The organism is Olleya sp. YS, from assembly GCF_029760915.1.
Taxonomy (GTDB): Bacteria; Bacteroidota; Bacteroidia; order Flavobacteriales; family Flavobacteriaceae; genus Olleya.
On the sequence record NZ_CP121685.1, the window covers coordinates 381,065 to 407,540 of the forward strand.

Below are 26,476 nucleotides of genomic sequence, written 5' to 3' on the forward strand. Positions count from 1 at the left end.
AGAAAACAATGAAACTAAAAGTTTGCGGAATGAAATTAGAACATAACATCCAAGATGTTGCAGTTATGCAGCCTAGCTATATGGGTTTTATTTTTTATGAAAAGTCATCACGTTATTTTAATGGAAATATTCCTGAAATCTCAGAAAATATTAAAAAAATAGGCGTTTTTGTTGATGCCACTTTCGATTATATTCGTGGTAAAGTTGAAAAATATGACTTACAAGGTGTTCAGCTTCATGGAAATGAATCTCCTGAATTATGTCAACGATTAAAAGAGCTTGACATTATTGTTATAAAGGTGTTTTCTATTAAAAATCAATTCGATTTTAAAGTTTTAGAACCTTATGAGGACGTTTGCGATTTGTATTTATTTGACACAAAAGGTAAAGAACCAGGTGGAAATGGCTATGTTTTTAATTGGAATGTCTTGAAAAAATACCCATCTGCTAAACCCTATTTTTTAAGTGGTGGATTAGGACCAAAAGAGATGGACGCCATTCTATTATTTTTAAAACGACCAGAATCTCATTTGTGTTTTGGATTAGATTTAAATAGCAAATTCGAAACTGCAGCAGGTTTAAAAGATGTTGCGAAACTAAAAGCATTTAAACAACAATTAACAGCAAATAATTATGAAGCATAATATAGATAGCAAAGGATATTATGGAGAATTTGGAGGCGCATACATACCAGAAATGCTGTATCCAAATGTAGAAGAGTTGCGTCAAAACTATTTAAAAATAATGGCTGAGCCTTCATTTAAAAAAGAGTTTGACCAATTATTAAAAGATTATGTAGGACGTCCTTCTCCACTCTATTTTGCTAAACGATTAAGCGAAAAATATAACACTAAAATCTATCTAAAAAGAGAAGATTTAAATCACACAGGTGCTCACAAAGTAAACAATACTATTGGACAAATACTAATGGCTCAGCGTTTAGGTAAAACCAGAATTATTGCTGAAACTGGAGCTGGACAACATGGTGTAGCAACAGCAACTGTTTGTGCTTTAATGGGTATGAAATGTATTGTCTACATGGGAGAAATTGATATTGCACGTCAAGCACCAAACGTTGCTAGAATGAAAATGTTAGGTGCAGAAGTTAGACCAGCTCTATCTGGAAGTCGCACCTTAAAAGATGCTACTAACGAAGCTATTAGAGATTGGATTAACAATCCAGTAGACACGCATTATATTATAGGTAGTGTTGTTGGACCTCATCCCTATCCAGATATGGTTGCACGTTTTCAAGCAGTGGTTAGCGAAGAAATAAAATGGCAATTACTAGACAAAGAAGGTACAGAAAAACCAGATTATGTGGTCGCTTGTGTTGGAGGTGGTAGTAATGCTGCAGGTGCTTTTTATCATTATTTAGAAGATACTGATGTTAAGCTAATTGCAGTAGAAGCAGCAGGAAAAGGAATACATTCTGGAGAGAGTGCTGCTACCTCTGTTTTAGGAAAAGAAGGGATTATTCATGGTAGTAAAACCTTACTAATGCAAACTAAGGATGGTCAAATTACTGAGCCATATTCAATTTCAGCAGGATTAGACTATCCAGGAGTTGGACCCATGCATGCGCATTTGTACAAAACTGGTCGTGCAGAGTTTATTTCTATCACAGATGATGATGCCATGACTGCTGGTTTGGAATTAAGTCAGCTTGAAGGTATTATTCCTGCAATAGAAACGTCACATTCTCTAGCAGTTTTTAAAGATTATAAATTTAAAGACGATGATGTTGTAGTTATAAATTTATCAGGAAGAGGCGACAAGGACTTACAGAATTATATTGATTATTTTAAATTGTAGAATTATAGCGTTACCACAAGGGTCAGGCTTTCAAGGCTCGCTATCAAAGATGAGCTCAAACAAACCTTTCAATCCTTAACGCAACATAAATAATGTGAACCTGAAACAAGTTCAGGTTGACGAAATATATTAAAATGAACCGCATTCAATCAAAATTACAAGAAAACAAAAAGCTACTGTCCATATATTTTTCAGCAGGATATCCCAATTTAAACGATACCGTTTCAATCATTCAAAACTTAGAGAAAAGTGGAGTTGACATGATCGAAATAGGTTTACCCTTTAGTGATCCTTTAGCAGATGGACCAACCATTCAAGCCAGTTCTACAGAAGCTTTAAAAAACGGTATGACAACCCAAGTACTGTTTGACCAACTAAAAGACATTAGACAAACGGTGTCTATTCCGTTAATTATAATGGGTTATTTTAATCCAATCTTGCAATATGGTGTTGAAGCCTTTTGTAAAACATGTCAAGACATTGGTATCGATGGACTCATAATTCCAGATTTACCTCTAGATGTTTACAATGAACAATATAAAACCACTTTTGAAACATATGGGTTAATCAACGTGTTTTTAATAACGCCTCAAACTTCAGAAAAACGTATTCGATTTATCGACTCGATTTCTAACGGATTTATTTATATGGTTAGTAGTGCAAGTGTTACTGGAAGTAGTTCCGGTTTTGGCGATGAACAAACCAACTATTTTAAGCGTATTGCAGACATGAAATTAGAAAATCCACAAATAGTAGGTTTCGGAATTTCAGATAATAAAACATTTACGCAAGCCACTCAATATGCAAAAGGGGCAATTATTGGTAGTGCTTTTATTAAATATTTATCTAACAACTCTGCACAAAACACACATACGTTTGTTGAAAATATTTTAAATTTAGACTAAAATACTATAATCTTGAATATTGACTTGAAACATATAATCTTTAGTTTTAGTCTTGTTTTAATATCCTGTAATACTCAAAAAAGTGATGTATTAAAGCAAACAGCATGTATCGACACTATTTTAAAACAAGATGATTCTTTAGGTCGAATAAGAAATGATGCTAGTAAAGAGCACTCATTAAGCAACACCATATTAAGTTATACAGATGCGTTAAATGCTTTAGATTATTCAAACTGTCCAGAATCATTTTCATCTGCATTTAAAGGCCATATTGATGCATGGAATAATATGATGTTAATTACTAATAAATATCCAACTCTTAGAGGAGAGATGCACGATGTATTTGATAGTATCAAAACGACTAAAGACTCTGTAGCTTTTAAAATATTCCTAAAAGACATTTGGGACACTTGGGATACAATAGAAAAAGTAAAAAGCCTCAATTGACAACATCTTTTTAACTAAGTTTAACGTTTATTACCAAGGTTTTAACGAAGCCTTGTGAGCCTTTTCTCTTGATATTAAGTATCTTTATTACGAACCAAAAAAACAAATAAAAAATGGGAATGATAAAAGATAGAAAGAAATTTAAAACTACAGTAGAACAAACTAATCCGACAAATCCAACAGGAAATGTCAACATTAAAACAAACGATTTTGATATCGATAAAATGACTATCAAAAAACAGCAAAATAAAACGATTAGCTAATCACTTTTAGTATCGTTATTAAATGCCTATTCAGTATATTTGAATAGGCATTTTTTTTTATGAAACTTGTAAACGACTACAGACTAATTTTAGTAATGTGCTTAACCTTAGGATTAGCTCCTTTTTATCCAGAACCTCATCTCTGGGGAAAACTTAAATGGATTGCTGGAGGAGCAAATGGCATGCAATTTATGGATTGGTTTGATGTGATTGTGCATGGCTTTCCTTGGGTGCTTTTAATACGATTAGTAATAGTAAAATTATTTTCTAAAAAAAATGCTTAATATAGTTTTAATAGAACCCGAAATACCAAACAACACAGGCAATATTGGTCGATTAGCCTTAGCAACAAACAGCAAATTACACTTGGTAAAACCTTTTGGATTTGAGTTAAGTGATAAGCGATTAAAACGAGCTGGATTGGATTACTGGCAGTATTTAGAAGTTATTATTTACGATTCTGTTGACGCATTTTTTGATATTAATCAAAATGAAAATTTTGTGTTATTTTCAAGTCATGGTGCAAAATCACATTGGGACATACCATTTACAGACAACATGTTTCTTATCTTCGGGAAAGAGTCTGTTGGACTGGACAAAACTTTAATTAGAACACATTCAAATTCACTTTATAAAATTCCGCTTTACAGCGAACATATTAGGAGTTTAAATTTAGCTAATGCTGTGAGTATTGTTATTTATGAAGGATTAAGACAATTAAAATAATAATGCTATGACATCAAAAAAATCGAAAGCTTTAAAATCTCTGTCAGAATATACTCAGATTGCTGTAGGCATTATTTTAGCAAGTATTGGCTTAAAAGCATTTTTATTACCTAACGGATTTATGGATGGTGGTGTTACTGGTATTGCCTTACTAGTTAACCGTTTGGTAGATATTAATATCTCTTTACTTTTAGTGTTGTTTAGCATTCCGTTTTTAATAATGGGATATTTTACAGTGTCTAGACGCATAATTTTAAAATCCATTGTTAGTATTTTAGGTTTAGCACTATTTATTCACTTTGAAAATTTCGGAATCATTACCGAAGATAAATTTTTAATATCCATTTTTGGTGGATTATTTCTTGGCGCAGGAATTGGAATTGCTATAAGAAATGGATCTGTTTTGGATGGCTCAGAGATTTTAGGCGTGTTTATTAATGATAGGTTTGGAATAAGTATTGGTAAAGTCATTTTACTATTTAATGTTATTTTATTCACCATTACTGCTTTTGTAGTCTCAAAAGAAGTTGCCATGTATTCCATATTAACCTACATTGTTACTGCTAAGGTTACAGATTTAACTATCGAAGGATTTGAAGATTTTATTGGTATAACCATTGTATCTAAACACTACGATAAAATCAAAGTAGATATTATTAAAGAGCTTGGTGCTGGAATGACTATTTATAAAGGTCGAAAAGGGTTTGGTAGCAAAGGAGAAGTTGAAGATTTTGATATCATCCATACCATAATTAATCGTATCGATATTAAAAAAATGCATCGTATAGTTTCTAATATAGACGAAGATGCTTTTATTGTAGAATTTGATGTCAACAATGTAAAAGGTGGTGTATTACGTCGTTATTTAGACAGAAAAAATGGTAAAAAATTAGCTAAATTTTTAGCTGAAAATCAACAGGTTAAATTTTAAATTAACCAATATTATTTTAAATATTTTCTATATTTGAAAGACACTATTAAACCTATTTAAAATGAAAAAATTATTATTACTTGTTTTTATACTTCCGTTAATGTCTTTTAATCTATTAAATACTGACTTTGACCTTGTTGGGAAATGGAAAGGTTACGACAACGGAGACATTGGTTATGCCATTTTTGATAAAGAAGGCTATGCTACTTTTGAGTCTAATGGAGAAAGCATGGGAGGAAAAGAATTTATGATGGATGATGAAAAAGCACAAATGACTTATATCTTAAATAAAGAGACACAACCTATGGAAATTGATTTCGTAATTACTTTACTAGAATCTGGTGATACACAAAGATTGTTTGGTATTATACAATTTGAAAACAAAGACAAACTTCGTTTAGGTGTAGGATTTGATGGTAGTGATAGACCCACAGAGTTTGATGAAGAAAACTCTATTTATTTTGAAAGAATAAAATAATTATACTTTATTCTTCTTCAAATACTCTAAATACATATTTTCTACTTTGGTTCTTGCCCAAGGTGTACGACGTAAAAATTTTAAGCTAGATTTTACAGATGGGTTATCTGTAAAGCATCTAATATTAATGTTGTAACCCATATACTCCCAACCATAATGCGCTTGCAAATCGGTTACAATTTGTTCTAATTTAATTCCGTGTAATGGATTATTTTTTTGTGTTTCCATGTGTGACAAGAAAATACTATTAAAATGCGATCCTAAATTAACTATTAGATCGTCTATCGCTACTTCGGTTTCTACTTTTATTTCGGTTTCTGTTTCGTCCTCCTACATTAGAAGATGTATTCCCTCTAGATTTGTTTCCGCCACCTTTAGACTTACTATGTCTAGACTGCTGTCTTTTATTCTGTCTAGGTTTTATTGGTGCAGTAGAGGCATTTGGATCTGGTTCAAATCCTTCCAGAATAGTTACTGGTAGCTTCATACCAATAAGCTTTTCAATATCTCTTAAAAAAGAGGTTTCATCTGCACTTACTAAACTAATTGCTTCTCCATTGGCACCTGCACGACCTGTACGACCAATTCTATGAACGTAATCTTCAGAAATGTTTGGGATTTCAAAATTAATAACATGTGGTAATAACGGAATATCCAAACCACGTGCAGCAATATCTGTAGCAACTAAAACGCTTACACTACCACTTTTAAATCCAGCTAATGCTTTAGTACGTGCACCTTGACTTTTATTTCCATGGATGGCAGCAGCTTTAATATTGGCTTTCATCATTTTTTGAACCAACTTATTAGCACCATGTTTTGTACGTGTAAATACTAAAACCTGTTTCCAATTTCCATCAGTGATTAACTTAATTACTAACTCGGTTTTTTTACCTTTTGCTACTCGGTATATTTTTTGAGTAATAGCTTCAACCGTTGTGTTTTCTGGTGTTGCTTCTACTTGTACTGGACGCTTTAAAATTCCGTTTGCTAATTTTCTAATGTCTTTAGAGAAGGTTGCCGAAAACATTAAGTTTTGACGTTTGTCTGGCATTAACTTCATGACACGTTCTATATCGCGTAAAAATCCCATATCTAACATACGGTCGGCTTCATCTAATACAAAAATCTCGACACGTTTTAAAGATAGTAAGCCTTGACTTTCTAAATCTAATAAACGTCCAGGCGTTGCTACCAAAATATCAATACCTTGACGTATGGTCGCAGCTTGTGGTTTTTGATTAACTCCACCAAAAATAACAGCACTACGCAAGTTTAAAAACTCGCTATACTCTTTGACGTTTGCATAGACTTGTGCTGCCAGCTCACGAGTTGGTGTTAAGATTAACGCACGAATAGGTCTGTATTTTTCTTTTGGATTTTCGGATAATATATGTAATAATGGTAATGTAAAACCTGCGGTTTTACCAGTTCCCGTTTGTGCAGAGGCTAACACATCGTGACCTTGTAATACTGGCGGAATGGCTTTTGCTTGAATTGGACTTGGAGTAGTGTATCCTTTTTTGCTAATCGCTTTTAGCAAGGCTTCGGATAAGCCTAGAGATTGAAATGACATAAATAGGGTTTATTGAGATAAACACTATTTAGTTAGGCTACCTCTTTTAATTTAACGCAAAGGTACAGCTAATTAATGGGTTTAAGATTTTAATTGGGTTTTGTTTGGGTTTTTGAGGTTTGGGTTTGTCAGAATTTTAGGGTAACTTCGTTGAACGACAGATATAAAACACTTGTGACCAGCTTGACTGGTTATTGAAACGTTTTCATATCATTTAAGTTAGCTAACATTACACTCAAGAAAAACTTGAACTAAACAATGAACTTTTTTGAAGAAATAGAATTTAAAAATTGGAATGAACTAAAAACATTTTTTGGTGACAAAAATTCTAGTTGGTGTTTTAGAGGACAATCTAATTATAATTGGAAACTTACAACTTCCATGGACAGAGTGGAAATCCCATTTCAAGACTTAAAGAATTACAAAAAAGAGTTTGAAAGCTACATGATTAGAGATTTTAAACGACATACTGAATTTCATTATGACAATCCTTATTTAACAAGTACAGACTTTCAAATCATTTCATTATTGCAACATCATGGAGCGCCAACTAGACTTCTAGATTTCACACAATCACCATATATTGCTTCTTTTTTTGCTATTGACAATTGTTATAAAGAATGTGCTATTTATGCGATAAATTATATGGAATTACTATCATCAACTCGTTTACTATTTAAAAACCAATTAGATGATAACAGTGATGAAATAAATGGATATAAATTTAGCGGAAACATGAGTGCAAATAATGTTTTTGACAAACTCGTACTAGGAGAAAGACAGTTTCAGTTCGTTGAATTAGTACAACCATTTTCTTATTTTGAAAGGTTAGTGAAACAACAAGGTGTGTTTTTATGTCAAGGTGATTTGAAAATCGATTTTGAATCTAATTTATATTCAAATTATTTAATCGCATTGGAAAATGGTTTTTCGCCTATGTATAAAATTAAAATTCCATCTAAATGGAGAATGGAAATTTTAAAAGATTTGAATCGTATGAATATAAATAATGGAACTTTATTCCCTGGTTTAGATGGTCATTTCAAGTCTTTAAAAAATACATTTGATTTTTCAGTTTCTGACAGAAAAGAACATTTGACAAAAGATTATTTTAAATAAAATAAGCTGAATTTAAAAAGAAAAAACGTTAGCTAACAAAGTACTGAGATTAATTTGCTAAATTAGGTGCTTAACCACGCAACTAACCATACACAAATACGTTCAACGAAACCTTTCAAAACACCTCATAAAACCAAGTCACAACAACCCCTTTACCATCATCCAACTTAACAGACAAAAGTTGTGTTTTTGTCTTAACTTTAAAACTAAAAGGTGGTTGTAAAATATCTAATCCACTTTGCTTTTTTAATCTTATCCCTTGCCCAGAAATTATGTCTTTATTAGGCACAAAGTCGCCTTGAGGTACATGCTCAGTTAGGACAATGTATTTATAATTGGATAACTTGTTTAATACACTTTGTACCTCAGGATTGGATAGATGCTGTAATACTTGTCTTATTATAACACAATCTGCATTTGGTAATGGGTCTTTAGCAATATCTAAACACTGAAATTGCAAGTTGTCTGCTTTATAGGTTTTGTCATTAAATGCAATCAATTCTGGGACTATATCTACTGCAATATATTGTTTTGTGTGCTGTACTAATTGTTTACCAATATTAAAATCACCACAACCTAAATCTGCAACCACTAACGGTTGCTTAAACGAGGTTAAAAATGTTTTTAAAACCTCGATATAAGGAGTTACTAATTCTGGATGATGTGATCCTTCTCCAGAATAAAACTTAGACTGATTGCTTCCCCAAAGTTGCTTAGCATATACTTGTTGCATGGCTTGTTTAGTTGGCCAAGGGGTTTTGTTTTTTTTAGATTTATCGTGGTCTTGCACTAAGTAATTATTGTTTAAATATCTATAAAAAAAGCAGGTTATCAAAACCTGCTTTTTATTTTTCTAGTCATCTCTTCCACCTCTTGCTTCACCCAAGGATGGTGTTGATCTTCCACTATTACTGCCACTAGAGTTTGAAGAACCACTCGAACCAGATGAATTACCACTAGGTCCATAATCTCTAATCTCTTGTTCATCAAGCTCTTTTAAAGGATCAGTTTCAGTTGTTTTTCTACCATCATAAGAAGTTATATCGCTTTTACTTTTAGTTGATCCAGCTGGACTTCTATTTGAGTTATTTTCCTCCATTTGTTTTCTTTCCATTACATTTGGCGCTTCATTACCTTGAGCAAATCCAAAAGAAACTGAGAATAAAAATAACGCAGATGTTAAGATTAAATTTTTCATGACAAATGATTTAATTGATTAATAGAATTAATTTATAACATAAATGATGCCAAAAAAATTACACATCTTCTAAGATTAATAATTTAAAAAAACTCGCTATACTGCATCACTCTAAAATCAAAGGTATTAAAGTCCGGATTTTTTGCTTTTAGTTGTTTGTATAACGGATTACTACCTATAGAGATATTTGCAGCTCCAGAGGAAGAGGTTAAGGAAACAGTTTTAATTATTCTATCTACAGATTCCTTCGTGTTACGTGTAATGACAGGCAATTTAAATTGATGAATTTTTGGTGTGTCTTTTGACACTAACTCCATTTTTATATTATAATCCTTAATGTGTTTTCTAAAAAAATACTCTGGTCCGTTTTTGCTGTTTCCACCTGTAAACAATAAGGTATCAATGGTTGGATATTGTTTTAAATAACCAATAACGTCTCGCAGTTTTATATTGGTCATCCCTAAATCTGAGGCATCAATTTTTGTTCTTTCGCAGCTTTCTACAATATCACACACACCAATATTATGTTGTATTAAAAAGGTTTTACGTTGCTGGATAGCTTCTTTAGAGTTATCATAGCGCAACTTTAAATTATGAATTTTATCTATAAACAACCACAAACTGTTGTAATAACTTCCGTAACAAAAGTCCACATCTTTATCTAATAAATCTCCTGTGCTAAAACGAGGAGGTGGTAAAGTCCCAACAATTAGTTTTTTGGTGGTTTTATTTATGAATGGTGGATATGGATGTTGGTGTTTAAACACGAATTAGCTTTGTTATGGTTTTATTTTTTTGTATTTTAAGACGACAAATTACAAATAAAATTATGGGAAAAGGCGATAAAAAATCAAGACGAGGAAAAATTAATAGCGGAACTTTTGGAGTAAGACGTCCACGTATTAAAAAACGCGTACGTCCTGAAGCTAAGATTAGTGTAGATAAAAAAGCAAAAACTAAAGCTTAATAGCGTTAGCTAGTTTTTTACCAACAACATAGGCACCATAAACAGCCAAAATTAAGATAACGATGGTAAAAAACACATATAAAGTAAAGAGTAACACATCTGTTTTTGAATTTACACAAAACGTGTCTGTAACACATACAGTTACTGCTTTTTCATAAAATTGTGGCAGTAAAAAACTTAATACTAATAAACCACCAATAACCGAAAGCAAATACACAACGTTTTTGCTTTTTTTGGGTTTTCCGGTAGCTTTAAATAAATTACGCTCTGCTTCTGTGCGTTTATTATCTTGTAAAGACCAAGTTTTTTTCTGTTGAGAGGTTGGCATCAAATTGATAATTATCGTAGTTAAATTGCTTTACATCGTCTAATGTTTTGGCATTAGCATCTATAATATACCTAGCCATTAACCCTCGTGCTTCTTTTGCAAAAAAGGAGATTATTTTAAGCTTTCCGTTTTTTAATTCTTTAAAAGTTACATCAATTACTGGTACTTTTAATGCTTTAGTATCTATAGCTTTAAAATACTCGTTACTGGCTAAATTTAAAAACAACTCGTCGTATTCAAGCTCTTCATTCAACGCCTTAACAATGTCTTTTTTCCAGAAATCATACAAATTTTTTTTAGTTCCAATTTTTAATTTAGTTCCCATTTCTAATCTATAAGGTTGTATTAAATCTAATGGTTTTAATACTCCATATAAACCTGATAAAATTCGGACTGTATTTTGGGTTGCTTCTAACTTTTCTTTTGGAATAGTATACGCATCTAAACCTCTATAAACATCTCCATTAAAGGCGTAGATAGCTGGTCTTGCATTGTCTTTTGTAAATGGTAGTGACCACTCTTGATTACGATCGTAATTTAGTTGTGCTAAATTATCGCTAATACTCATTAACTTAGATAGTACCTTTGGTGACTTCTTTTTTAATAGCGTATTTAATCGTTTAGACTGTTCTAAAAACTGAGCTTCTGTTGCTTTAGTAGTTGGTAATTTGGTTTCAAAATCTAAAGATTTTGCTGGTGATATGACTAATTTCATAGATAAATTTTTCTGTTACTAAATTACGTTAATTCTTTAATTTGTCCATTTACAAAATTAAAATTATAATCGCCTTTAATTATAAAATCTGAAGTAAATGCGTCTTCCATTGTTGGATACCATTTCTTTTTATTTTTGTCTATAACAATAAATAATCCTTCATCATTTCCTAAAGCACAAAAACGCTCAAAACTACCATCAAAAATAGTGATAGGCTTAATATTATTAATTGTATTATAAATAGATTTGATATTATCTGTAGCTATTGCTATCTCGCTAATTGACAAAATAGAATTTGATGTAAAAGCAATGTCACTATTTATATCTACACGCTCTCTTGCAATAAATTCCATAATATTATTGTCACTATCATAAAAATATACAGATTTAGCTTTCCACGATTCAAAGCCAATAACCTCTTCATTTTCATATGGAAGTATCTCTGTTTTGTCTTTTAAATACTCTAAAGCTTTATAAATAGCATTACTTGGAATATTAAAAGCAAGATGAGATGAGTTTACTTTTTCATGTTTATATTCAAAAGCTAGTATGCTCTCTCCTGTTTTAAATGAAATTCTATCAGGATTATCCTCTATAATTTGAAAACCCAAAACAGTTTTATAAAACTGTTTTTGTTTTAAAACATTATTTGTGAATAATGTAATCTGATTGATTTTCATACATTAAAAATAAGATAGAAATCTATAAGTCTAACTGATTCAAAACTGAATTATTCTATTTTGAAATAAGGTTTAACTATGTAAGAGTAATTTGTATTGAAGTATGACAACTCAACAAGCTTATTCCATATGTTTAGAGTAGCCTCTCCACTTCTCTATGCAATCTTGCATGTCTTGTGGGATTGGCGCTTCAAAACTCATAAACTCCTTTTTTGTTGGATGCATAAACCCTAAGGTTTTGGCATGCAGTGCTTGACGTGGTAATACTTTAAAGCAATTATCTACAAATTGTTTGTATTTGGTAAAAGTGGTACCTTTTAAGATCAGGTTTCCGCCATATCGCTCGTCATTAAATAAGGTGTGTCCAATATGTTTCATGTGGACACGGATTTGGTGTGTGCGTCCTGTTTCTAACTTACAACTAACTAATGTGACATAGCCTAAACGCTCTAAAACTTTATAGTGCGTAATGGCTGGTTTACCTTTATCTGCATCGTCATCTAGATAGACCGTGTTTTGTAACCTATTTTTAGGATGTCTTCCTATGTTGCCTTCTATTGTGCCTTCTTCTTCGTCCATATTTCCCCAAACAATTGCTAGGTACTCTCGCTCGCTTGTTTTAGCTTTAAATTGTGCAGATAGATGTGCCATAGCCAATTCTGTTTTAGCTACAACAAGCAAACCTGAGGTATCTTTATCAATCCTGTGGACTAATCCTGGTCGATCACTTGAATTGTTAGGTAAATTATCAAAATGGAATATTAACGCATTTATTAACGTCCCAGAATAATTACCATGTCCTGGATGCACCACCATACCTGCTGGTTTATTGACTACTAATAATTGGTCGTCTTCATACACGATGTCTAAAGGTAAGTCTTCGCCTATTAGTAAGTTTTCGTGAGGTGGATGCTCAAAACGTACTGCAATCTGGTCGTCTGGTTTAACCTTATAATTAGACTTTACAGGGACTTCGTTTACAAAAATACTTCCGTTTTTTGCTGCTTCTTGTATTTTGTTGCGTGTAGCGTTTTCGATTTTGTTCATTAACCATTTGTCAATTCGCAATGGTTTTTGACCTTTATCGGCTACAAAACTATGATGCTCGTATAACTCGTCTGCATCATCATTGGGTAATTCTGGTGTGTAATCGTCCATAATTAATTGGCTGAAGGACGGTTTCCATTACCTAAAACCACATCTATGACTGCAGTTTTTGGGAGTTTAGTGTCAGGTTCTAAGACCTTACCTTTATAACGTAGTCCTAACACCATATCTTTTCCTATATTATCTATATATGTGGTCTTACCTACTTTAAATCCTAATGCTTCTAAGGTTGGTTTTGCTTGTCTAAAACTACGTTGACGTAAGTCCGGAACAGCAATTTTACGATAACCTGAAGGGTTTAGTGTGATATAAATTTTTCGGTTTTCTTTAACCTGAGCATTGGCTTTTGGATCTTGATCGATAACAGAATATTTAGGATAATTAGGATTAAAGTTAGCAGAATCCTGAATCTTTAACTCTAAATTATTTTGTTCTAATTCCATTTTAGCCACCTCAATAGACTTACCTTTTAAATCAGGTACAGTTTCAAAATCGCCATTATTAGTAGTTATATCTAGCCATTTTAGCATTAAAAACACTAATACAATAGAAGCTACTACAGCTATTGCTAATTGCTTAAAAAACATTTTACTTTTAAGAAAACTAATTATGCTCATTTAATAAATTTTAAGTAGACAAATATATAAAAACAAAAAGGTTTTATCTTCGGATTAAAATAAATGATATTTTTACAAAACGATTAATATTTACATTTATTGAATTATTAAGGTTTTTGCTTTAGCATAAACTTAAAACATTTTAAGATTACCGCTATTGCGGAACTGTAAGCATGAAAAAAAACATTGCCATAATCATGGGAGGTTATTCTAGCGAATATGAAATCTCTTTAAAAAGCGGAAACGTTGTTTACCAACATTTAGATAAAAGTAAATACAACACTTATCGTATACATATATTTAAAAACAAATGGGTGTATGTTGATGATAACGATGCAGAGTTTGCTATTGATAAAAACGATTTTTCTGTAACCATAAATGGTAATAAAACAACGTTTGACTGTGTATTTAATGCCATACATGGTAGTCCAGGAGAAGATGGATTTATGCAAGGGTATTTTAAACTGTTAAACATACCTCATACCAGTTGTGGTATGTATCAAGCAAGTATCACCTTTAACAAACGGGACTGTTTAAGTATTTTAAAACCTTATGGGATTTTAACTGCTGAAAGCTATTACCTAAACCTAGGTGATACAGTTAAAGAAGATGAAATAATAGAAAAAGTTGGGTTACCTTGCTTTGTAAAAGCTAATAAAGCTGGAAGTAGTTTTGGTATAAGTAAAGTCCATAAAAAGGAAGATTTACAGCAAGCCATTACATATGCTTTTGAAGAAGATGACGAGATTATTATCGAATCTTTTTTAGACGGTACAGAAGTATCTGTTGGTGTTATTACCTATAAAGGAACTACTAAAGTATTACCCATTACAGAAATAGTTAGCGATAATGACTTTTTTGATTACGAAGCTAAATATTTAGGAAAATCTCAAGAGATTACACCAGCTAGATTAACAAAAGAGCAAGAAAACAAGGTGAATACCATAGCTAAAAAAGTATATGAAGTCTTGAAAATGAAAGGATTTTCACGAAGTGAATACATTTTTAAAAATGGCGAACCTCATTTACTAGAAGTCAATACTGTACCTGGATTAACAGATGCAAGCATATTACCACAACAAGCACAAATAGCTGGAATAAGCATGGCTGAATTGTTTAGTAATGCTATTGAAGAAGCTTTGAAGTAAATAAATTATTCTATATTTAAAAACTAACTAACCAAAATAATCTCACCAACTATGGTTTTTTACGGAACTAAAGCAACAACATTAAAAGAAGGACAACTTATAAATGTACAATGTCCAAATTGCGAAGAAGGACGCTCTATGCGATATGGCATTTACGGAAAATATGCTTACCTCTATTGGATTCCAATGTTTCCTGTAGGTAAAGAAAATTATTTAGAGTGTAATCAATGTAAACGTACATACGATTTAAAAGAATTACCAAACGAAATAAAGCAAAAATTTGAACTTGAAAAATCTGGTGCTAGTTACCCTATTTGGTATTTTAGCGGTTTGGCTGTTTTAGCTATACTTGTAGCTACCGCTTTTTACTTAAGCAAAAAAGATGCTGAAAATGATAAACGCTATATCCAAGAGCCTTTAGTTGGTGATGTGTATTCTGTTGAGACTTCACAAAAAGGATTTTATAGCTCTATGAAAGTTTCTGAAGTAACTGCTGACAGTATTTTTGTAATTTATAATGATTATGAGATTGACAAAAAATCTAAGATTTATAAAATAGATAAAATTGAAAATTATACCACTGAAAGAGGTGGTTTTTCTAAAGCAGAGATTAAATCTCTTTTTGATGAAAACGTTATTTTTGAAGTAGATAGAGACTAAATACTAAATTATGAGACGTGCACTTTTTCCTGGATCTTTTGATCCAATTACTTTAGGACATTACGATATTATACAACGAGGTGTTAAACTTTTTGATGAAGTAATTGTAGCAATAGGTATTAATGCAGATAAAAAATACATGTTCTCTCTAGAAGAAAGACAACGTTTTTTAGAAGACGCATTTAAAGATGAACCAAAAGTAAAAATAGTGACATATCAAGGATTAACCATTGACTTTTGTAGAGAAATTAATGCTGAATTTATTTTACGTGGTTTACGTAATCCTGCTGATTTTGAATTTGAAAAAGCTATAGCACATACCAATAGAAAACTATCCAAAATTGAAACTGTGTTTTTACTGACTGCAGCTAAAACCAGTTTTATTTCTTCATCCATTGTTAGAGATGTTATTAGAAATAATGGTGACTATACCGTTTTAGTACCTGATAGTGTTCGAGTGAAGTAATAGTTAATAGTTAAACTTTATATACTTCAAACTTTAAACACTCTTAACTTTAAGTACTTACAACTTTGAAATACTTAGAACTTATACTCAGAGATTGGTTTTGGAAATTTTTCAGGGTCTTCTGCTAAATGATACCTTGGATCGTCAATAGCTTCAATAACCACTTCTCTAAATTTTGGACTTGCTTTGTATAACAAGATTTTACAGTCTTCACTTAGATGTTTTAGTCTAATTTGCTTGCCTTCAGCTTCGTATTTTTCGACTAAATTAAAAATGGCTTCTAATGCAGAATGATCACTGACTCTAGATTCAACAAAATCAATTTCTACTTTATCAGGATCGTTTTTAGCATCAAACTTATCGTTAAACGCTTGAATACTTCCAAAAAATAATGGTCCCCATATTTCGTACACTTTAGTTCCATCCTCTTTTACACGTTTTCTAGCTCTAATACGCTTTGCGTTTTCCCAAGAAAACACCAATGCACTAACTATTACACCAGCTATAACTGCTATAGCTAAATCAAAAACAACGGTTAAACCAGACACTAAAACTAAAACAAAAACATCTGCTTTTGGTATTTTATTCATGATTCTAAAACTAGACCATGCAAACGTTCCAATTACAACCATAAACATCACTCCTACTAATGCTGCAATTGGTACTTGTTCAATTAGTCCAGATGCAAATAGAATAAATGCTAATAAGGCTAATGCTGCTACTAAACCAGACAAACGTCCACGTCCTCCACCTTTTATATTAATTAAAGATTGACCAATCATGGCACATCCTCCCATTCCGCCAAACAATCCAGTAACAATATTTGCACCACCCTGTGCTAAACATTCTCTGTTGGAATTTCCTCTAGTTTCAGTGATTTCATCCACTAAATTTAGAGTCATTAATGACTCTATTAATCCAATAGCTGCTAATATTAATGCATACGGAAAAATGAATTTTAGAGTTTCAAAGTTAAAAGGCACTTTATTAAAAATATCCCATTGAAATTCTGGGAGTCCACCTTTAAGACCTGCTCCACCACCATCTCTTATAAAACTTCCAACAGTTGCAACATCTAAATTACCTAATATAACAATTGCAGATACCACTAAAATAGCAATTAAAGCTTCTGGTAATTTTTTAGTTAGTTTAGGTAACCCAAACATAATTAACATAGTTAAGGCTACCAAACCTATCATTATCCATAATTCTGATCCTTGCATCCATACTTTTGTAGCTCCTACTGTCTCTTTAAACATTCCTAATTGCGATAAGAAAATAACTATAGCCAAACCATTAACAAATCCCATCATTACTGGATGTGGAATTAGCCTAACAAATTTTCCTAGTTTAAAAACACCAGCCAGCATTTGGATGATTCCCATTAAAATCACAGTTGCAAATAAGTAATATAAGCCTAATTCTTCACTAGGTTGTCCCATTGCATTACCTTCTGCTACCAAGCTTACCATTACAACTGCTAAAGCGCCTGTAGCACCACTAATCATTCCTGGACGACCACCAAAAATGGAAGTAATTAATCCAATCATAAATGCTGCATATAATCCAACTAAAGGATCAACTCCTGCAACAAATGCAAAAGCAACTGCTTCAGGTACTAAAGCTAAAGCTACTGTTAAACCTGATAAAATATCGTTTTTTGCGTTTGCGGTTTGTCTTCTAAAAAATGCGGTCATAGTCTAATTTTCAAGCTGCAAAAGTACATTTTATATATAGATTGTCAAATCAATGTCTATTAATTTAATAGCTAACAAAAAAAGAGCTACAAGATTTTTGTAGCTCTTAAAATAAATACTCTAAAAAAAAGACTATTTATTCACCACTATTTTTTTAGTGATTGTTCTATATTCAGACTCTAAACTAATTAGGTACATTCCGCTAGATAATGCATTAGTATTTATGACTGAGGTTCCACCATTTGTATTTAAAATACCACTCATAACTTGTCGTCCACTTGCATCATTAATAGTGTAATTCATTATTTCATCATCAAATACTTGTATGTCAATATTTAATTCTGAAATTACTGGATTAGGAAATAATTTAATGTCTGTATTTGCATTTGCTTCAGTAAATGAGTTTTTGAAAGCTTCATAACTATCAAATTCTAATACTGCTGTATTTAAATACTCGCTAATATCCACACGGTTGTTATTAAAGAAATTACTAATAAAATTACAGAACCAAGTGTTGTTTATAACTATGTTTATTGCTCCATTAGGATTTAATGATGCACATATGTTATTATCATTAATTAAATTAATAACATCAAAACCAGTAGTTGTTCCTGGTACTACCACACTTAAGTCTAAAGTATTTGGATCATAGACTAAACTGTGAATACGATAGAAGCCAGTCGTGCTAATGTCGAAACTCGGAGTTGCTGAAACATCTAAAACAGTTAATCCAAAAGCGTTAGTCAATACAAATATTTCTGAATAACCATTTGGTACTACCGCATCTTGAAATACAGTAGCGGTAAGATTAGCTGTTCCACCTGAAAGACAATTAATAGGACTTTGAGAATACATGACAGCTGCTTGTGCATTACACTGTTGAGATTCTTCTACCATAATTGGTGCTCCTGCAACATCTAAGCTTGCGCAAATCATTCCGCCTCCTTGAAGTAATAATCCATTGACATCAAATCCTGTAGTTTGTCCTGGTACAACAATACTTAAATCTAACGTATTTGGATCGTATACTAAACTGTGGATGGTGTAATCTCCTGCTTCGGTCACATCAAAACTTGGTGTGCCTCCTGCGTTTACTATTACTAATCCATCGCCTTGAGTTAATACATATATGTTGCTATAGCCTGCTGGTACTATTGCATCTCCATTTGGTGTTGCGCTTATGGTAGCTGTTCCGTTTACTAATGTCACTGGTGAAGCGTCTGCACTCATTGTACCTGCATTGGCATCGCAAGTCTCTACCATAATTGGTGCTCCTGCAACATCTAAGCTTGCGCAAATCATTCCGCCTCCTTGAAGTAATAATCCATTCACATCAAATCCTGTAGTTTGTCCTGGTACAACAATGCTTAAATCTAACGTGTTTGGATCGTATACTAAACTGTGAATGGTGTAATCTCCTGCTTCGGTCACATCAAAACTTGGTGTGCCTCCTGCGTTTACTATTACTAATCCATCGCCTTGAGTTAATACATATATGTTGCTATAGCCTGCTGGTACTATTGCATCTCCATTTGGTGTTGCGCTTATGGTAGCTGTTCCGTTTACTAATGTCACTGGTGAAGCGTCTGCACTCATTGTACCTGCATTGGCATCGCAAGTCTCTACCATAATTGGTGCTCCTGCAACATCTAAGCTTGCGCAAATCATTCCGCCTCCTTGAAGTAATAATCCATTGACATCAAATCCTGTAGTTTGTCCTGGTACAACAATGCTTAAATCTAACGTGTTTGGATCGTATACTAAACTGTGAATGGTGTAATCTCCTGCTTCGGTCACATCAAAACTTGGTGTGCCTCCTGCGTTTACTATTACTAATCCATCGCCTTGAGTTAATACATATATGTTGCTATAGCCTGCTGGTACTATTGCATCTCCATTTGGTGTTGCGCTTATGGTAGCTGTTCCGTTTAATAATGTCACTGGTGAAGCGTCTGCACTCATTGTGCCTGCATTGGCATCGCAAGTCTCTACCATAATTGGTGCGCCTGCAACATCTAAGCTTGCGCAAATCATTCCGCCTCCTTGAAGTAATAATCCATTGACATCAAATCCTGTAGTTTGTCCTGGTACAACAATGCTTAAATCTAACGTGTTTGGATCGTATACTAAACTGTGAATGGTGTAATCTCCTGCTTCGGTCACATCAAAACTTGGTGTGCCTCCTGCGTTTACTATTACTAATCCATCGCCTTGAGTTAATACATATATGTTGCTATAGCCTGCTGGTACTATTGCATCTCCATTTGGTGTTGCGCTTATGGTAGCTGTTCCGTTTACCAATGTCACTGGTGAAGCGTCTGCACTCATTGTACCTGCATTGGCATCGCAAGTCTCTACCATAATTGGTGCGCCTGCAACATCTAAGCTTGCGCAAATCATTCCGCCTCCTTGAAGTAATAATCCATTGACATCAAATCCTGTAGTTTGTCCTGGTACAACAATGCTTAAATCTAACGTGTTTGGATCGTATACTAAACTGTGGATGGTGTAATCTCCTGCTTCGGTCACATCAAAACTTGGTGTGCCTCCTGCGTTTACTATTACTAATCCATCGCCTTGAGTTAATACATATATGTTGCTATAGCCTGCTGGTACTATTGCATCTCCATTTGGTGTTGCGCTTATGGTAGCTGTTCCGTTTAATAATGTCACTGGTGAAGCGTCTGCACTCATTGTGCCTGCATTGGCATCGCAAGTCTCTACCATAATTGGTGCGCCTGCAACATCTAAGCTTGCGCAAATCATTCCGCCTCCTTGAAGTAATAATCCATTCACATCAAATCCTGTAGTTTGTCCTGGTACAACAATGCTTAAATCTAACGTGTTTGGATCGTATACTAAACTGTGAATGGTGTAATCTCCTGCTTCGGTCACATCAAAACTTGGTGTGCCTCCTGCGTTTACTATTACTAATCCATCGCCTTGAGTTAATACATATATGTTGCTATAGCCTGCTGGTACTATTGCATCTCCATTTGGTGTTGCACTTATGGTAGCTGTTCCGTTTACTAATGTCACTGGTGAAGCGTCTGCACTCATTGTGCCTGCATTGGCATCGCAAGTCTCTACCATAATTGGTGCTCCTGCAACATCTAAGCTTGCGCAAATCATTCCGCCTCCTTGAAGTAATAATCCATTGACATCAAATCCTGTAGTTTGTCCTGGTACAACAATGCTTAAATCTAACGTGTTTGGATCGTATACTAAACTGTGGATGGTGTAATCTCCTGCTTCGGTCACATCAAAACTTGGTGTACCTCCTGCGTTGACTATTACTAATCCATCGCCTTGAGTTAATACATATATGTTGCTATAGCCTGCTGGTACTAGTGCATCTCCATTTGGTGTTGCACTTATGGTAGCTGTTCCGTTTACTAATGTCACTGGTGAAGCGTCTGCACTCATTGTGCCTGCATTGGCATCGCAAGTATTATCACTTAAAGAAAAAGTAACAACTTCTTCATCACACTTAAATCCAAATGCATAATTAAATTTATATAGCTTAGCCTTAACTTCAAAATTACCTACTCCTAGATTCCAAGCTGTATTTCCTGCTGGGAAAGTATATGGTAATTGATTTTCAATTATGTTTATTACTTCACCAGTATCTAAATTAGTAACTCGGTATTTAGCACTTTGAGAGTAACCACTGACATTTAAACTTAAATAAAAGTTACTTGGTAAATCTCCAATGCTGTAATTCCCGCCATTTTCAAGTGTAGTTATTTCATTACCATTTGAAAATTCAATGTTGTTAATATGACCACATACTAAGTCATCATTAGCGTAAGATTGAAAGGAAAAAAATAAAGTGAACAAAAATAGGATGGTAGATTTGGGAAGTCGGAAAGTAATTTCTTTTTTCATCGCTTTTTTGTTTAATTAATATTCAATAAAGTTAAACAAAATAATCATTGAGATATTCTGTTTAATATATCTTTAACAATTTTAACTTTTGCAACTTGCTGATTTACAAGTTTTAAAAACTAACTAAACAACAGCCAATATTATTATATTTGTCATGTTTACACCAAATAAATTAATGATGAAAAAACTTTTTATAATATATCTATTTACAATATTCTCTTGTACTAATTCAGCAAAAAAACAATTTGATTTTACTACTGTTTTTGAAAATAGTGAAGGCTTAGAGACTGCTACATATGTTGAAACTATTCAGTTTTATCAAAATTTAGCTGATGTATATCCAGAAATCTCTATAGATAGTTTCGGTAAGACCGATTCTGGAAAACCATTACATTTAGTGACTTTAAATCCTGATAAGAGTTTTGACTTTGATTTATTTAGAGAAGAGAAACGCATCCTATTAATAAATAATGGAATCCATCCAGGAGAGTCTGATGGTATAGATGCTACCATGATGCTATTTAGAGATATTGCTAATGGCACTATAAAAATGCCAAAACATACTGTTATTACAACTATTCCTATTTATAATGTTGGAGGTAGTTTAAATCGAAATTCTGGTACTAGAACCAATCAAAATGGGCCTAAGGCTTATGGATTTAGAGGAAATGCTAGAAACTATGATTTGAATCGAGACTTTATTAAATCGGACACCAAAAACGCTAAGACTTTTGCACAAATTTTTCATATGATACAACCAGACGTTTTTATTGATAATCATGTTAGTAATGGTGCAGACTACCAATATACGTTAACCCATTTATTCACTCAACATAATAAATTAGGTGGAGCATTGGGTAATTACTTACACACCAAAATACAGCCCAATTTAGAGCAAAAACTTGCTAATAAAAGCTGGGATATTACACCTTATGTTAATGTATTTAATCAAGTCCCTGAAGCAGGATTTTCTCAATTTATGGATAGTCCAAGGTATTCTACAGGCTATACTACATTGTTTAATACGTTAGGAATGATGGTAGAAACGCATATGCTAAAACCTTACAAACAACGCGTTGAGGGTACCTATGAGCTAATGATATCCATGATAGATATTATTGAAGAAGACCATGACACGATAAAAACACTTCGTGATACTGCTATTGGAGATTTAAAAAACCAAGACACCTATCCTTTAGCTTGGCAAATAGACACTACACAGACATCGACTTTGCAATTTAAAGGGTTTGAAGGACAAATGATTGATAGTGATATTACAGGAGCAAAACGTTTACAATATGACCCTACAAAACCGTTTACAAAACCTGTAGTATATCAAAATTACTTTAAGCCTAAAACAGAAGTAACTATTCCTAAAGCTTATATCATTCCTCAAGGTTGGTGGTCTGTTATTGAGTTATTACAGCTAAATCAAGTTGAGATGAAACCACTTGAGAAAGATTCGACATTTATGGTACAATCTTATAAAATCGATGCTTTTGAGACTAGAAATCGAGCTTATGAAGGGCATTATCAACATTACAATACTACTGTAAAGGTTTCTGAAGAAGAAATGACTTTTAAGAAAGGAGATTATATTATTGAAACTAATCAAAAAGCATTTAGGTATTTACTAGAAACCTTAGAGCCTGAAGCACCTGATTCATTTTTTAATTGGAATTTCTTTGATACCGTTCTTCAGCAAAAAGAAGGTTTTTCGCCTTATGTATGGGAAGACAAAGCTAAATTACTACTGAATAATCATCCAGAAATCAAGAATGAATTCAACAGGAAAAAAGTAACCGACAACAATTTCAAAAATAACTGGTTTGCGCAATTAGATTGGTTGCATAAACAAAGTGATAATTACGAACAAGCGCATTTACAATATCCTATATATCGCATAAAACATTAAAACTAATTTACAAAACATAAAAAAACCGTTACAATTGTAACGGTTTTTTCTTTATTTATTTTAAAGATTATTTATTTACTAAAATTTTCTTAGTAAAGCTTCTTCCTTCAGACTTTAATTTTAATATATATAGTCCTCCAGCTAATTCTTTTGTTTTAATTATATTTCTATTACTAGTTAGTGATCCAGAAAGTACTTGTTTACCATTTAAATCTATCATAGTGTAATTAAGTACTTCACCTTCTAATAATGTGATATCAACGTTTAACTCGTTAACAACTGGATTAGGATATAATTTAATATCAGAAACTAAAGTTACATCGTCGCTATTACTAGTATTGCTTGTTCTAGAATTATTAGCTACCTTATCGGTAGATCCTGAAAGAATTACTAAAATTGAAACTCCAACTGTATCAAGATCTGCACATACTTGACCATTATTAATTAAATTAAGCACATCAGAAGCAGTAGTTACCCCTAAACTAATATCGTTTAAATCTAATGTTGAAGGATTATAAGCCAACATATGTATTTTATAATTTCCTCCAACTGCTGGTAACTGTATTGTTGTTGTACTACTTACTTGTTGAATAGTTAATGCGTTTCCACTTGTAACAACAGTACCTAATTGATATCCTTGAGGAATTGATGCATCACCATTTGGTGTTACAGTTACAAAAAAGTCAACATTTGGATCAACTAATACTACACTAGCAGCTAACGATCCTGTTCCTGCTGAAACAGGTTGACAAGCAACACCATCTGTTAATGTGAAACTTATAGTTTGTACCTCACATAACTGAAGACAATTATTACTAGTTGCAGATTTTGAATTAGTAGTATTATTATTGGCTACTCTATCTGTTGAATTATCGCAATCGCCTGTTGTTGAAACTGTATACAATTGCGCTGTAATCATGAAGTTACCAATACCTAAATCCCATGATGTTTCACCAGCTGGATATGTATAAGGCATACTATTATCTGTAAGTAAAGATGAAATATTAGTGTCTGTATTTGTTATAGTATACATAACACTATCTGCAGTTCCACTAACAATACTATTGATGTAGGAATCTAAAGGCAACTCAGATAAATCGTAAGTACTACCATCTACAATAGAAACATCTTCTGTTCCGTTAGTGAAAACAAATTCATCGATAGTTCCACAACAGTTAGTTATAGTAAATGTTATACATTGTGTATCACATTCTGTTCCGCTAGCATTATTTTCTTCGTAAACAGTAGAACAAAAATTAAACGTACCACAACCTAAATTCCAAACTTGATTTGTTGCTCCTGGGAATGTATAAGGTATTACGTTTTCAAGTTTTGTATATACTTCGCCTGTATCTAAATTAGTTAGGGTGTTAAACGCACTTTCAACATTACCTGAAGTTAATACATTAATGTTAAAGTCAGAAGGTATAGCATTAATATCATAACTACCACCATCGACTATTGCTACTGAAGGGTCAGAAAAATTCGAAAACTCAAATCCATCTATTGTACCACAACAATTAGTTATTGTAAATGTTATACACTGTGTATCACATTCTGTTCCATTGGCATGGTTTTGATCATATACACTAGAACAGAAATTAAATGTTCCGCAACCTAAATTCCAAACTTCGTTTGTTGCTCCTGGGAATGTGTAAGGCACAACGTTTTCTAGATTGGTATACACTTCACCTGTATCTATATTAGTTAGTGTGTTGAATGTGCTTTCAATATTCCCTGATGTTAATACGTTAATATTAAAATTAGCAGGTATACTATTGATATCATAACTACCACCATCGACTATCGCTACTGAAGGGTCAGAAAAATTCGAAAACTCAAATCCATCTATTTGCCCACAAACATTATCGTTTATTGTAAAATAAATTGACTGCACGTCACATGGATCTCCTTGACAATAGTCAAATTCAAAGATTTTTGCTTTTAATTTGAAATATCCTGTACCATAACTCCATGCAGCATTACCACCTGGAATTGTATAAGGAAGATGATTTTCACCTACATTATAAACATCACCAGTATTTAAATTTTCTAATCTCAAGCTAGAACTTTCAGACTGACCATCTACTAATAGGTCTACATAAAAATTATCTGGCAAAGCATCAATGTCATACGAACCATCATTTACTATGGAAACAGTGTCAGATCCATTTGAAAATTCAAATCCAGATATATCTCCACATGATTGAGTACATGTAATTGAAAAATTTATAGTTTCTGTATCACAGATTGTTCCACATCCATCATATTTGTATAATCTTGCTTTAATTCTAAAATCTCCACATCCAAAATTCCATGCGCAATTTCCTCCTGGAAATGTATATGGTAAATGATTTTCAGTAATATTATAACACTGACCTGTATCTAGATTTGTAACATCAAATTTGGCACTTTGTGAGTAACCATCTACTAATAAATCAACATAAAAATTGTTTGGTAAGTCTCCTATAAAATAAGATTGATTATCATTAATTGTTATTGTTGAATCACCATTAGAAAATTCAAATCCAGAAATTGATCCACAATTGGTGTCTACAAAAGCATAAGCTTGAAATGAAAAAATTAAAGCAACTAAAGTAAATAGAGCTCTAAAATTTAGTGTTTGGTTAGGTAAAAATTTACACATACGTTTGGTTTTTATTATTAACATTTACCTAACAAATTTACCTAACAGAAAACCCTTACAGAAAAAAAATAGCCTAAATGCAATATTTGTCTTTAAAAGGATAAAACTTACATTTTTAGCAGATTAAATGTAAAAATTAATAATTTTTTTTATCGTGCAAAGACTTTTTTAATAGTTGTAATA

Annotated in this window: 28 protein-coding genes; 15 read left to right on the forward strand and 13 right to left on the reverse strand. The window is 32.7% G+C overall.

Annotated elements, in window-relative coordinates:
* The first annotated feature begins 8 nt into the window (after positions 1 to 8).
* The 9 genes from Ollyesu_RS01860 to Ollyesu_RS01900 all read left to right on the forward strand — a co-directional run bounded on the left by Ollyesu_RS01860 (position 9) and on the right by Ollyesu_RS01900 (position 5,565).
* Complete coding sequence (locus tag Ollyesu_RS01860; RefSeq protein WP_279302112.1) at positions 9 to 644, forward strand: phosphoribosylanthranilate isomerase; 636 nt, start codon at positions 9 to 11, stop codon at positions 642 to 644.
* Positions 634 to 1,815: a tryptophan synthase subunit beta gene (gene trpB, locus Ollyesu_RS01865; RefSeq protein ID WP_279302113.1), complete on the forward strand. Its 1,182-nt coding sequence runs from the start codon at positions 634 to 636 to the stop codon at positions 1,813 to 1,815. Before Ollyesu_RS01860 ends, trpB begins: the two co-directional genes overlap by 11 nt.
* A gap of 134 nt (positions 1,816 to 1,949) precedes the next feature.
* Positions 1,950 to 2,720, forward strand: a complete 771-nt coding sequence (gene trpA / locus Ollyesu_RS01870; protein WP_279302114.1) for a tryptophan synthase subunit alpha — start codon at positions 1,950 to 1,952, stop codon at positions 2,718 to 2,720.
* A gap of 24 nt (positions 2,721 to 2,744) precedes the next feature.
* A complete protein-coding gene (locus Ollyesu_RS01875; protein WP_279302115.1) occupies positions 2,745 to 3,167 on the forward strand; it encodes a hypothetical protein in 423 nt (140 codons plus the stop codon).
* 113 nt (positions 3,168 to 3,280) lie between these two features.
* Complete coding sequence (locus Ollyesu_RS01880; protein WP_279302116.1) at positions 3,281 to 3,430, forward strand: hypothetical protein; 150 nt, start codon at positions 3,281 to 3,283, stop codon at positions 3,428 to 3,430.
* A 59-nt stretch (positions 3,431 to 3,489) separates the two neighbouring features.
* Positions 3,490 to 3,714, forward strand: a complete 225-nt coding sequence (locus Ollyesu_RS01885; RefSeq protein WP_279302117.1) for a hypothetical protein — start codon at positions 3,490 to 3,492, stop codon at positions 3,712 to 3,714.
* Positions 3,707 to 4,156 carry a tRNA (cytidine(34)-2'-O)-methyltransferase gene (locus tag Ollyesu_RS01890; protein WP_279302118.1) on the forward strand — a complete coding sequence of 150 codons (450 nt, stop codon included), beginning with the start codon at positions 3,707 to 3,709 and terminating at the stop codon, positions 4,154 to 4,156. The genes Ollyesu_RS01885 and Ollyesu_RS01890 overlap by 8 nt, the downstream gene beginning before the upstream one ends.
* Before the next feature lie 7 nt (positions 4,157 to 4,163).
* Entirely contained in the window at positions 4,164 to 5,087 is a 924-nt protein-coding gene (locus Ollyesu_RS01895; RefSeq protein ID WP_279302119.1) for a YitT family protein, read from the forward strand.
* Between the two features lie 61 nt (positions 5,088 to 5,148).
* On the forward strand, positions 5,149 to 5,565 hold the full coding sequence (locus Ollyesu_RS01900) for a hypothetical protein (protein WP_279302120.1): 417 nt from the start codon (positions 5,149 to 5,151) through the stop codon (positions 5,563 to 5,565).
* On the opposite strand, the gene Ollyesu_RS01905 is transcribed toward Ollyesu_RS01900, so the two are convergent.
* Together Ollyesu_RS01905 and Ollyesu_RS01910 are read right to left on the reverse strand one after the other, a co-directional pair.
* A complete protein-coding gene (locus Ollyesu_RS01905) occupies positions 5,566 to 5,793 on the reverse strand; it encodes a VF530 family protein (RefSeq protein WP_279302121.1) in 228 nt (75 codons plus the stop codon). It lies immediately after the preceding gene.
* Between the two features lie 37 nt (positions 5,794 to 5,830).
* Positions 5,831 to 7,141: a DEAD/DEAH box helicase gene (locus tag Ollyesu_RS01910; RefSeq protein ID WP_279302122.1), complete on the reverse strand. Its 1,311-nt coding sequence runs from the start codon at positions 7,139 to 7,141 to the stop codon at positions 5,831 to 5,833.
* Between the two features lie 258 nt (positions 7,142 to 7,399).
* On the opposite strand from Ollyesu_RS01910, the gene Ollyesu_RS01915 reads away from it, so the two are divergent.
* On the forward strand, positions 7,400 to 8,260 hold the full coding sequence (locus tag Ollyesu_RS01915) for an FRG domain-containing protein (RefSeq protein ID WP_279302123.1): 861 nt from the start codon (positions 7,400 to 7,402) through the stop codon (positions 8,258 to 8,260).
* A 115-nt stretch (positions 8,261 to 8,375) separates the two neighbouring features.
* Here the strand turns inward: Ollyesu_RS01915 and Ollyesu_RS01920 are convergent, their stop codons facing one another.
* The 3 genes from Ollyesu_RS01920 to Ollyesu_RS01930 all read right to left on the reverse strand — a co-directional run bounded on the left by Ollyesu_RS01920 (position 8,376) and on the right by Ollyesu_RS01930 (position 10,225).
* Entirely contained in the window at positions 8,376 to 8,993 is a 618-nt protein-coding gene (locus tag Ollyesu_RS01920) for a class I SAM-dependent methyltransferase (RefSeq protein WP_279303050.1), read from the reverse strand.
* Positions 8,994 to 9,113: 120 nt separating this feature from the next.
* Positions 9,114 to 9,374, reverse strand: a complete 261-nt coding sequence (locus tag Ollyesu_RS01925; protein ID WP_279302124.1) for a hypothetical protein — start codon at positions 9,372 to 9,374, stop codon at positions 9,114 to 9,116.
* A gap of 167 nt (positions 9,375 to 9,541) precedes the next feature.
* The gene (locus tag Ollyesu_RS01930) at positions 9,542 to 10,225 is read right to left on the reverse strand and encodes a uracil-DNA glycosylase family protein (RefSeq protein WP_279302125.1); all 684 of its coding nucleotides are present in this window, start codon (positions 10,223 to 10,225) and stop codon (positions 9,542 to 9,544) included.
* A 62-nt stretch (positions 10,226 to 10,287) separates the two neighbouring features.
* On the opposite strand from Ollyesu_RS01930, the gene Ollyesu_RS01935 reads away from it, so the two are divergent.
* Positions 10,288 to 10,425 (forward strand): 30S ribosomal protein THX, encoded by a 138-nt coding sequence (locus tag Ollyesu_RS01935; RefSeq protein WP_111660269.1) that lies wholly within the window; start codon positions 10,288 to 10,290, stop codon positions 10,423 to 10,425.
* Here Ollyesu_RS01935 and Ollyesu_RS01940 read toward each other — a convergent pair.
* The 5 genes from Ollyesu_RS01940 to Ollyesu_RS01960 form a co-directional block, all read right to left on the reverse strand.
* Positions 10,415 to 10,753 (reverse strand): hypothetical protein, encoded by a 339-nt coding sequence (locus Ollyesu_RS01940; protein WP_279302126.1) that lies wholly within the window; start codon positions 10,751 to 10,753, stop codon positions 10,415 to 10,417. The two genes, Ollyesu_RS01935 and Ollyesu_RS01940, sit on opposite strands and share 11 nt — an antisense overlap.
* Complete coding sequence (yaaA, locus tag Ollyesu_RS01945) at positions 10,710 to 11,468, reverse strand: peroxide stress protein YaaA (protein WP_279302127.1); 759 nt, start codon at positions 11,466 to 11,468, stop codon at positions 10,710 to 10,712. The genes Ollyesu_RS01940 and yaaA overlap by 44 nt, the downstream gene beginning before the upstream one ends.
* A 23-nt stretch (positions 11,469 to 11,491) precedes the next feature.
* Positions 11,492 to 12,148 (reverse strand): VOC family protein, encoded by a 657-nt coding sequence (locus tag Ollyesu_RS01950; RefSeq protein ID WP_279302128.1) that lies wholly within the window; start codon positions 12,146 to 12,148, stop codon positions 11,492 to 11,494.
* Between the two features lie 120 nt (positions 12,149 to 12,268).
* Positions 12,269 to 13,306, reverse strand: coding sequence for an RluA family pseudouridine synthase (locus Ollyesu_RS01955; RefSeq protein WP_279302129.1), 1,038 nt, complete (start codon positions 13,304 to 13,306; stop codon positions 12,269 to 12,271).
* Positions 13,307 to 13,308: 2 nt separating this feature from the next.
* On the reverse strand, positions 13,309 to 13,872 hold the full coding sequence (locus Ollyesu_RS01960; protein WP_279302130.1) for a PASTA domain-containing protein: 564 nt from the start codon (positions 13,870 to 13,872) through the stop codon (positions 13,309 to 13,311).
* 173 nt (positions 13,873 to 14,045) lie between these two features.
* Between Ollyesu_RS01960 and Ollyesu_RS01965 the strand changes: the two genes are divergently transcribed.
* Genes Ollyesu_RS01965 through coaD form a run of 3 tightly spaced genes read left to right on the forward strand, consistent with a single transcriptional unit; the run spans position 14,046 to position 16,146 of the window.
* The gene (locus Ollyesu_RS01965) at positions 14,046 to 15,020 is read left to right on the forward strand and encodes a D-alanine--D-alanine ligase (protein WP_279302131.1); all 975 of its coding nucleotides are present in this window, start codon (positions 14,046 to 14,048) and stop codon (positions 15,018 to 15,020) included.
* Positions 15,021 to 15,071: 51 nt separating this feature from the next.
* Positions 15,072 to 15,680, forward strand: a complete 609-nt coding sequence (locus tag Ollyesu_RS01970; protein ID WP_279302132.1) for a zinc-ribbon domain-containing protein — start codon at positions 15,072 to 15,074, stop codon at positions 15,678 to 15,680.
* Positions 15,681 to 15,690: 10 nt separating this feature from the next.
* Positions 15,691 to 16,146 (forward strand): pantetheine-phosphate adenylyltransferase, encoded by a 456-nt coding sequence (gene coaD, locus Ollyesu_RS01975; RefSeq protein WP_279302133.1) that lies wholly within the window; start codon positions 15,691 to 15,693, stop codon positions 16,144 to 16,146.
* A 74-nt stretch (positions 16,147 to 16,220) separates the two neighbouring features.
* On the opposite strand, the gene Ollyesu_RS01980 is transcribed toward coaD, so the two are convergent.
* The gene (locus tag Ollyesu_RS01980) at positions 16,221 to 17,843 is read right to left on the reverse strand and encodes a SulP family inorganic anion transporter (RefSeq protein ID WP_279302134.1); all 1,623 of its coding nucleotides are present in this window, start codon (positions 17,841 to 17,843) and stop codon (positions 16,221 to 16,223) included.
* Between the two features lie 132 nt (positions 17,844 to 17,975).
* Entirely contained in the window at positions 17,976 to 21,731 is a 3,756-nt protein-coding gene (locus Ollyesu_RS01985; protein ID WP_279302135.1) for a T9SS type A sorting domain-containing protein, read from the reverse strand.
* Positions 21,732 to 21,909: 178 nt separating this feature from the next.
* Between Ollyesu_RS01985 and Ollyesu_RS01990 the strand changes: the two genes are divergently transcribed.
* Positions 21,910 to 23,646: a M14 family metallopeptidase gene (locus tag Ollyesu_RS01990; RefSeq protein ID WP_279302136.1), complete on the forward strand. Its 1,737-nt coding sequence runs from the start codon at positions 21,910 to 21,912 to the stop codon at positions 23,644 to 23,646.
* Between the two features lie 67 nt (positions 23,647 to 23,713).
* Here Ollyesu_RS01990 and Ollyesu_RS01995 read toward each other — a convergent pair whose 3' ends face one another.
* Positions 23,714 to 26,293: a T9SS type A sorting domain-containing protein gene (locus tag Ollyesu_RS01995; RefSeq protein WP_279302137.1), complete on the reverse strand. Its 2,580-nt coding sequence runs from the start codon at positions 26,291 to 26,293 to the stop codon at positions 23,714 to 23,716.
* Positions 26,294 to 26,476: the final 183 nt, after the last annotated feature.

Excerpts from the sequence above, each read along its gene's own strand:
- Ollyesu_RS01965 (WP_279302131.1), top strand. The coding sequence starts at position 14,046 with ATGAAAAAAAACATTGCCATAATCATGGGAGGTTATTCTAGCGAATAT.
- yaaA (WP_279302127.1), bottom strand. The coding sequence starts at position 11,468 with ATGAAATTAGTCATATCACCAGCAAAATCTTTAGATTTTGAAACCAAA.
- Ollyesu_RS01890 (WP_279302118.1), top strand. The coding sequence starts at position 3,707 with ATGCTTAATATAGTTTTAATAGAACCCGAAATACCAAACAACACAGGC.
- coaD (WP_279302133.1), top strand. The coding sequence starts at position 15,691 with ATGAGACGTGCACTTTTTCCTGGATCTTTTGATCCAATTACTTTAGGA.
- Ollyesu_RS01970 (WP_279302132.1), top strand. The coding sequence starts at position 15,072 with ATGGTTTTTTACGGAACTAAAGCAACAACATTAAAAGAAGGACAACTT.
- Ollyesu_RS01905 (WP_279302121.1), bottom strand. The coding sequence starts at position 5,793 with ATGGAAACACAAAAAAATAATCCATTACACGGAATTAAATTAGAACAA.
- Ollyesu_RS01900 (WP_279302120.1), top strand. The coding sequence starts at position 5,149 with ATGAAAAAATTATTATTACTTGTTTTTATACTTCCGTTAATGTCTTTT.
- trpA (WP_279302114.1), top strand. The coding sequence starts at position 1,950 with ATGAACCGCATTCAATCAAAATTACAAGAAAACAAAAAGCTACTGTCC.
- Ollyesu_RS01990 (WP_279302136.1), top strand. The coding sequence starts at position 21,910 with ATGAAAAAACTTTTTATAATATATCTATTTACAATATTCTCTTGTACT.
- Ollyesu_RS01960 (WP_279302130.1), bottom strand. The coding sequence starts at position 13,872 with ATGAGCATAATTAGTTTTCTTAAAAGTAAAATGTTTTTTAAGCAATTA.
- Ollyesu_RS01950 (WP_279302128.1), bottom strand. The coding sequence starts at position 12,148 with ATGAAAATCAATCAGATTACATTATTCACAAATAATGTTTTAAAACAA.
- Ollyesu_RS01910 (WP_279302122.1), bottom strand. The coding sequence starts at position 7,141 with ATGTCATTTCAATCTCTAGGCTTATCCGAAGCCTTGCTAAAAGCGATT.
- Ollyesu_RS01955 (WP_279302129.1), bottom strand. The coding sequence starts at position 13,306 with ATGGACGATTACACACCAGAATTACCCAATGATGATGCAGACGAGTTA.
- trpB (WP_279302113.1), top strand. The coding sequence starts at position 634 with ATGAAGCATAATATAGATAGCAAAGGATATTATGGAGAATTTGGAGGC.
- Ollyesu_RS01995 (WP_279302137.1), bottom strand. The coding sequence starts at position 26,293 with ATGTGTAAATTTTTACCTAACCAAACACTAAATTTTAGAGCTCTATTT.
- Ollyesu_RS01925 (WP_279302124.1), bottom strand. The coding sequence starts at position 9,374 with ATGGAAAGAAAACAAATGGAGGAAAATAACTCAAATAGAAGTCCAGCT.
- Ollyesu_RS01980 (WP_279302134.1), bottom strand. The coding sequence starts at position 17,843 with ATGACCGCATTTTTTAGAAGACAAACCGCAAACGCAAAAAACGATATT.
- Ollyesu_RS01915 (WP_279302123.1), top strand. The coding sequence starts at position 7,400 with ATGAACTTTTTTGAAGAAATAGAATTTAAAAATTGGAATGAACTAAAA.
- Ollyesu_RS01985 (WP_279302135.1), bottom strand. The coding sequence starts at position 21,731 with ATGAAAAAAGAAATTACTTTCCGACTTCCCAAATCTACCATCCTATTT.
- Ollyesu_RS01885 (WP_279302117.1), top strand. The coding sequence starts at position 3,490 with ATGAAACTTGTAAACGACTACAGACTAATTTTAGTAATGTGCTTAACC.
- Ollyesu_RS01940 (WP_279302126.1), bottom strand. The coding sequence starts at position 10,753 with ATGCCAACCTCTCAACAGAAAAAAACTTGGTCTTTACAAGATAATAAA.
- Ollyesu_RS01935 (WP_111660269.1), top strand. The coding sequence starts at position 10,288 with ATGGGAAAAGGCGATAAAAAATCAAGACGAGGAAAAATTAATAGCGGA.
- Ollyesu_RS01920 (WP_279303050.1), bottom strand. The coding sequence starts at position 8,993 with ATGCAACAAGTATATGCTAAGCAACTTTGGGGAAGCAATCAGTCTAAG.
- Ollyesu_RS01895 (WP_279302119.1), top strand. The coding sequence starts at position 4,164 with ATGACATCAAAAAAATCGAAAGCTTTAAAATCTCTGTCAGAATATACT.
- Ollyesu_RS01880 (WP_279302116.1), top strand. The coding sequence starts at position 3,281 with ATGGGAATGATAAAAGATAGAAAGAAATTTAAAACTACAGTAGAACAA.
- Ollyesu_RS01860 (WP_279302112.1), top strand. The coding sequence starts at position 9 with ATGAAACTAAAAGTTTGCGGAATGAAATTAGAACATAACATCCAAGAT.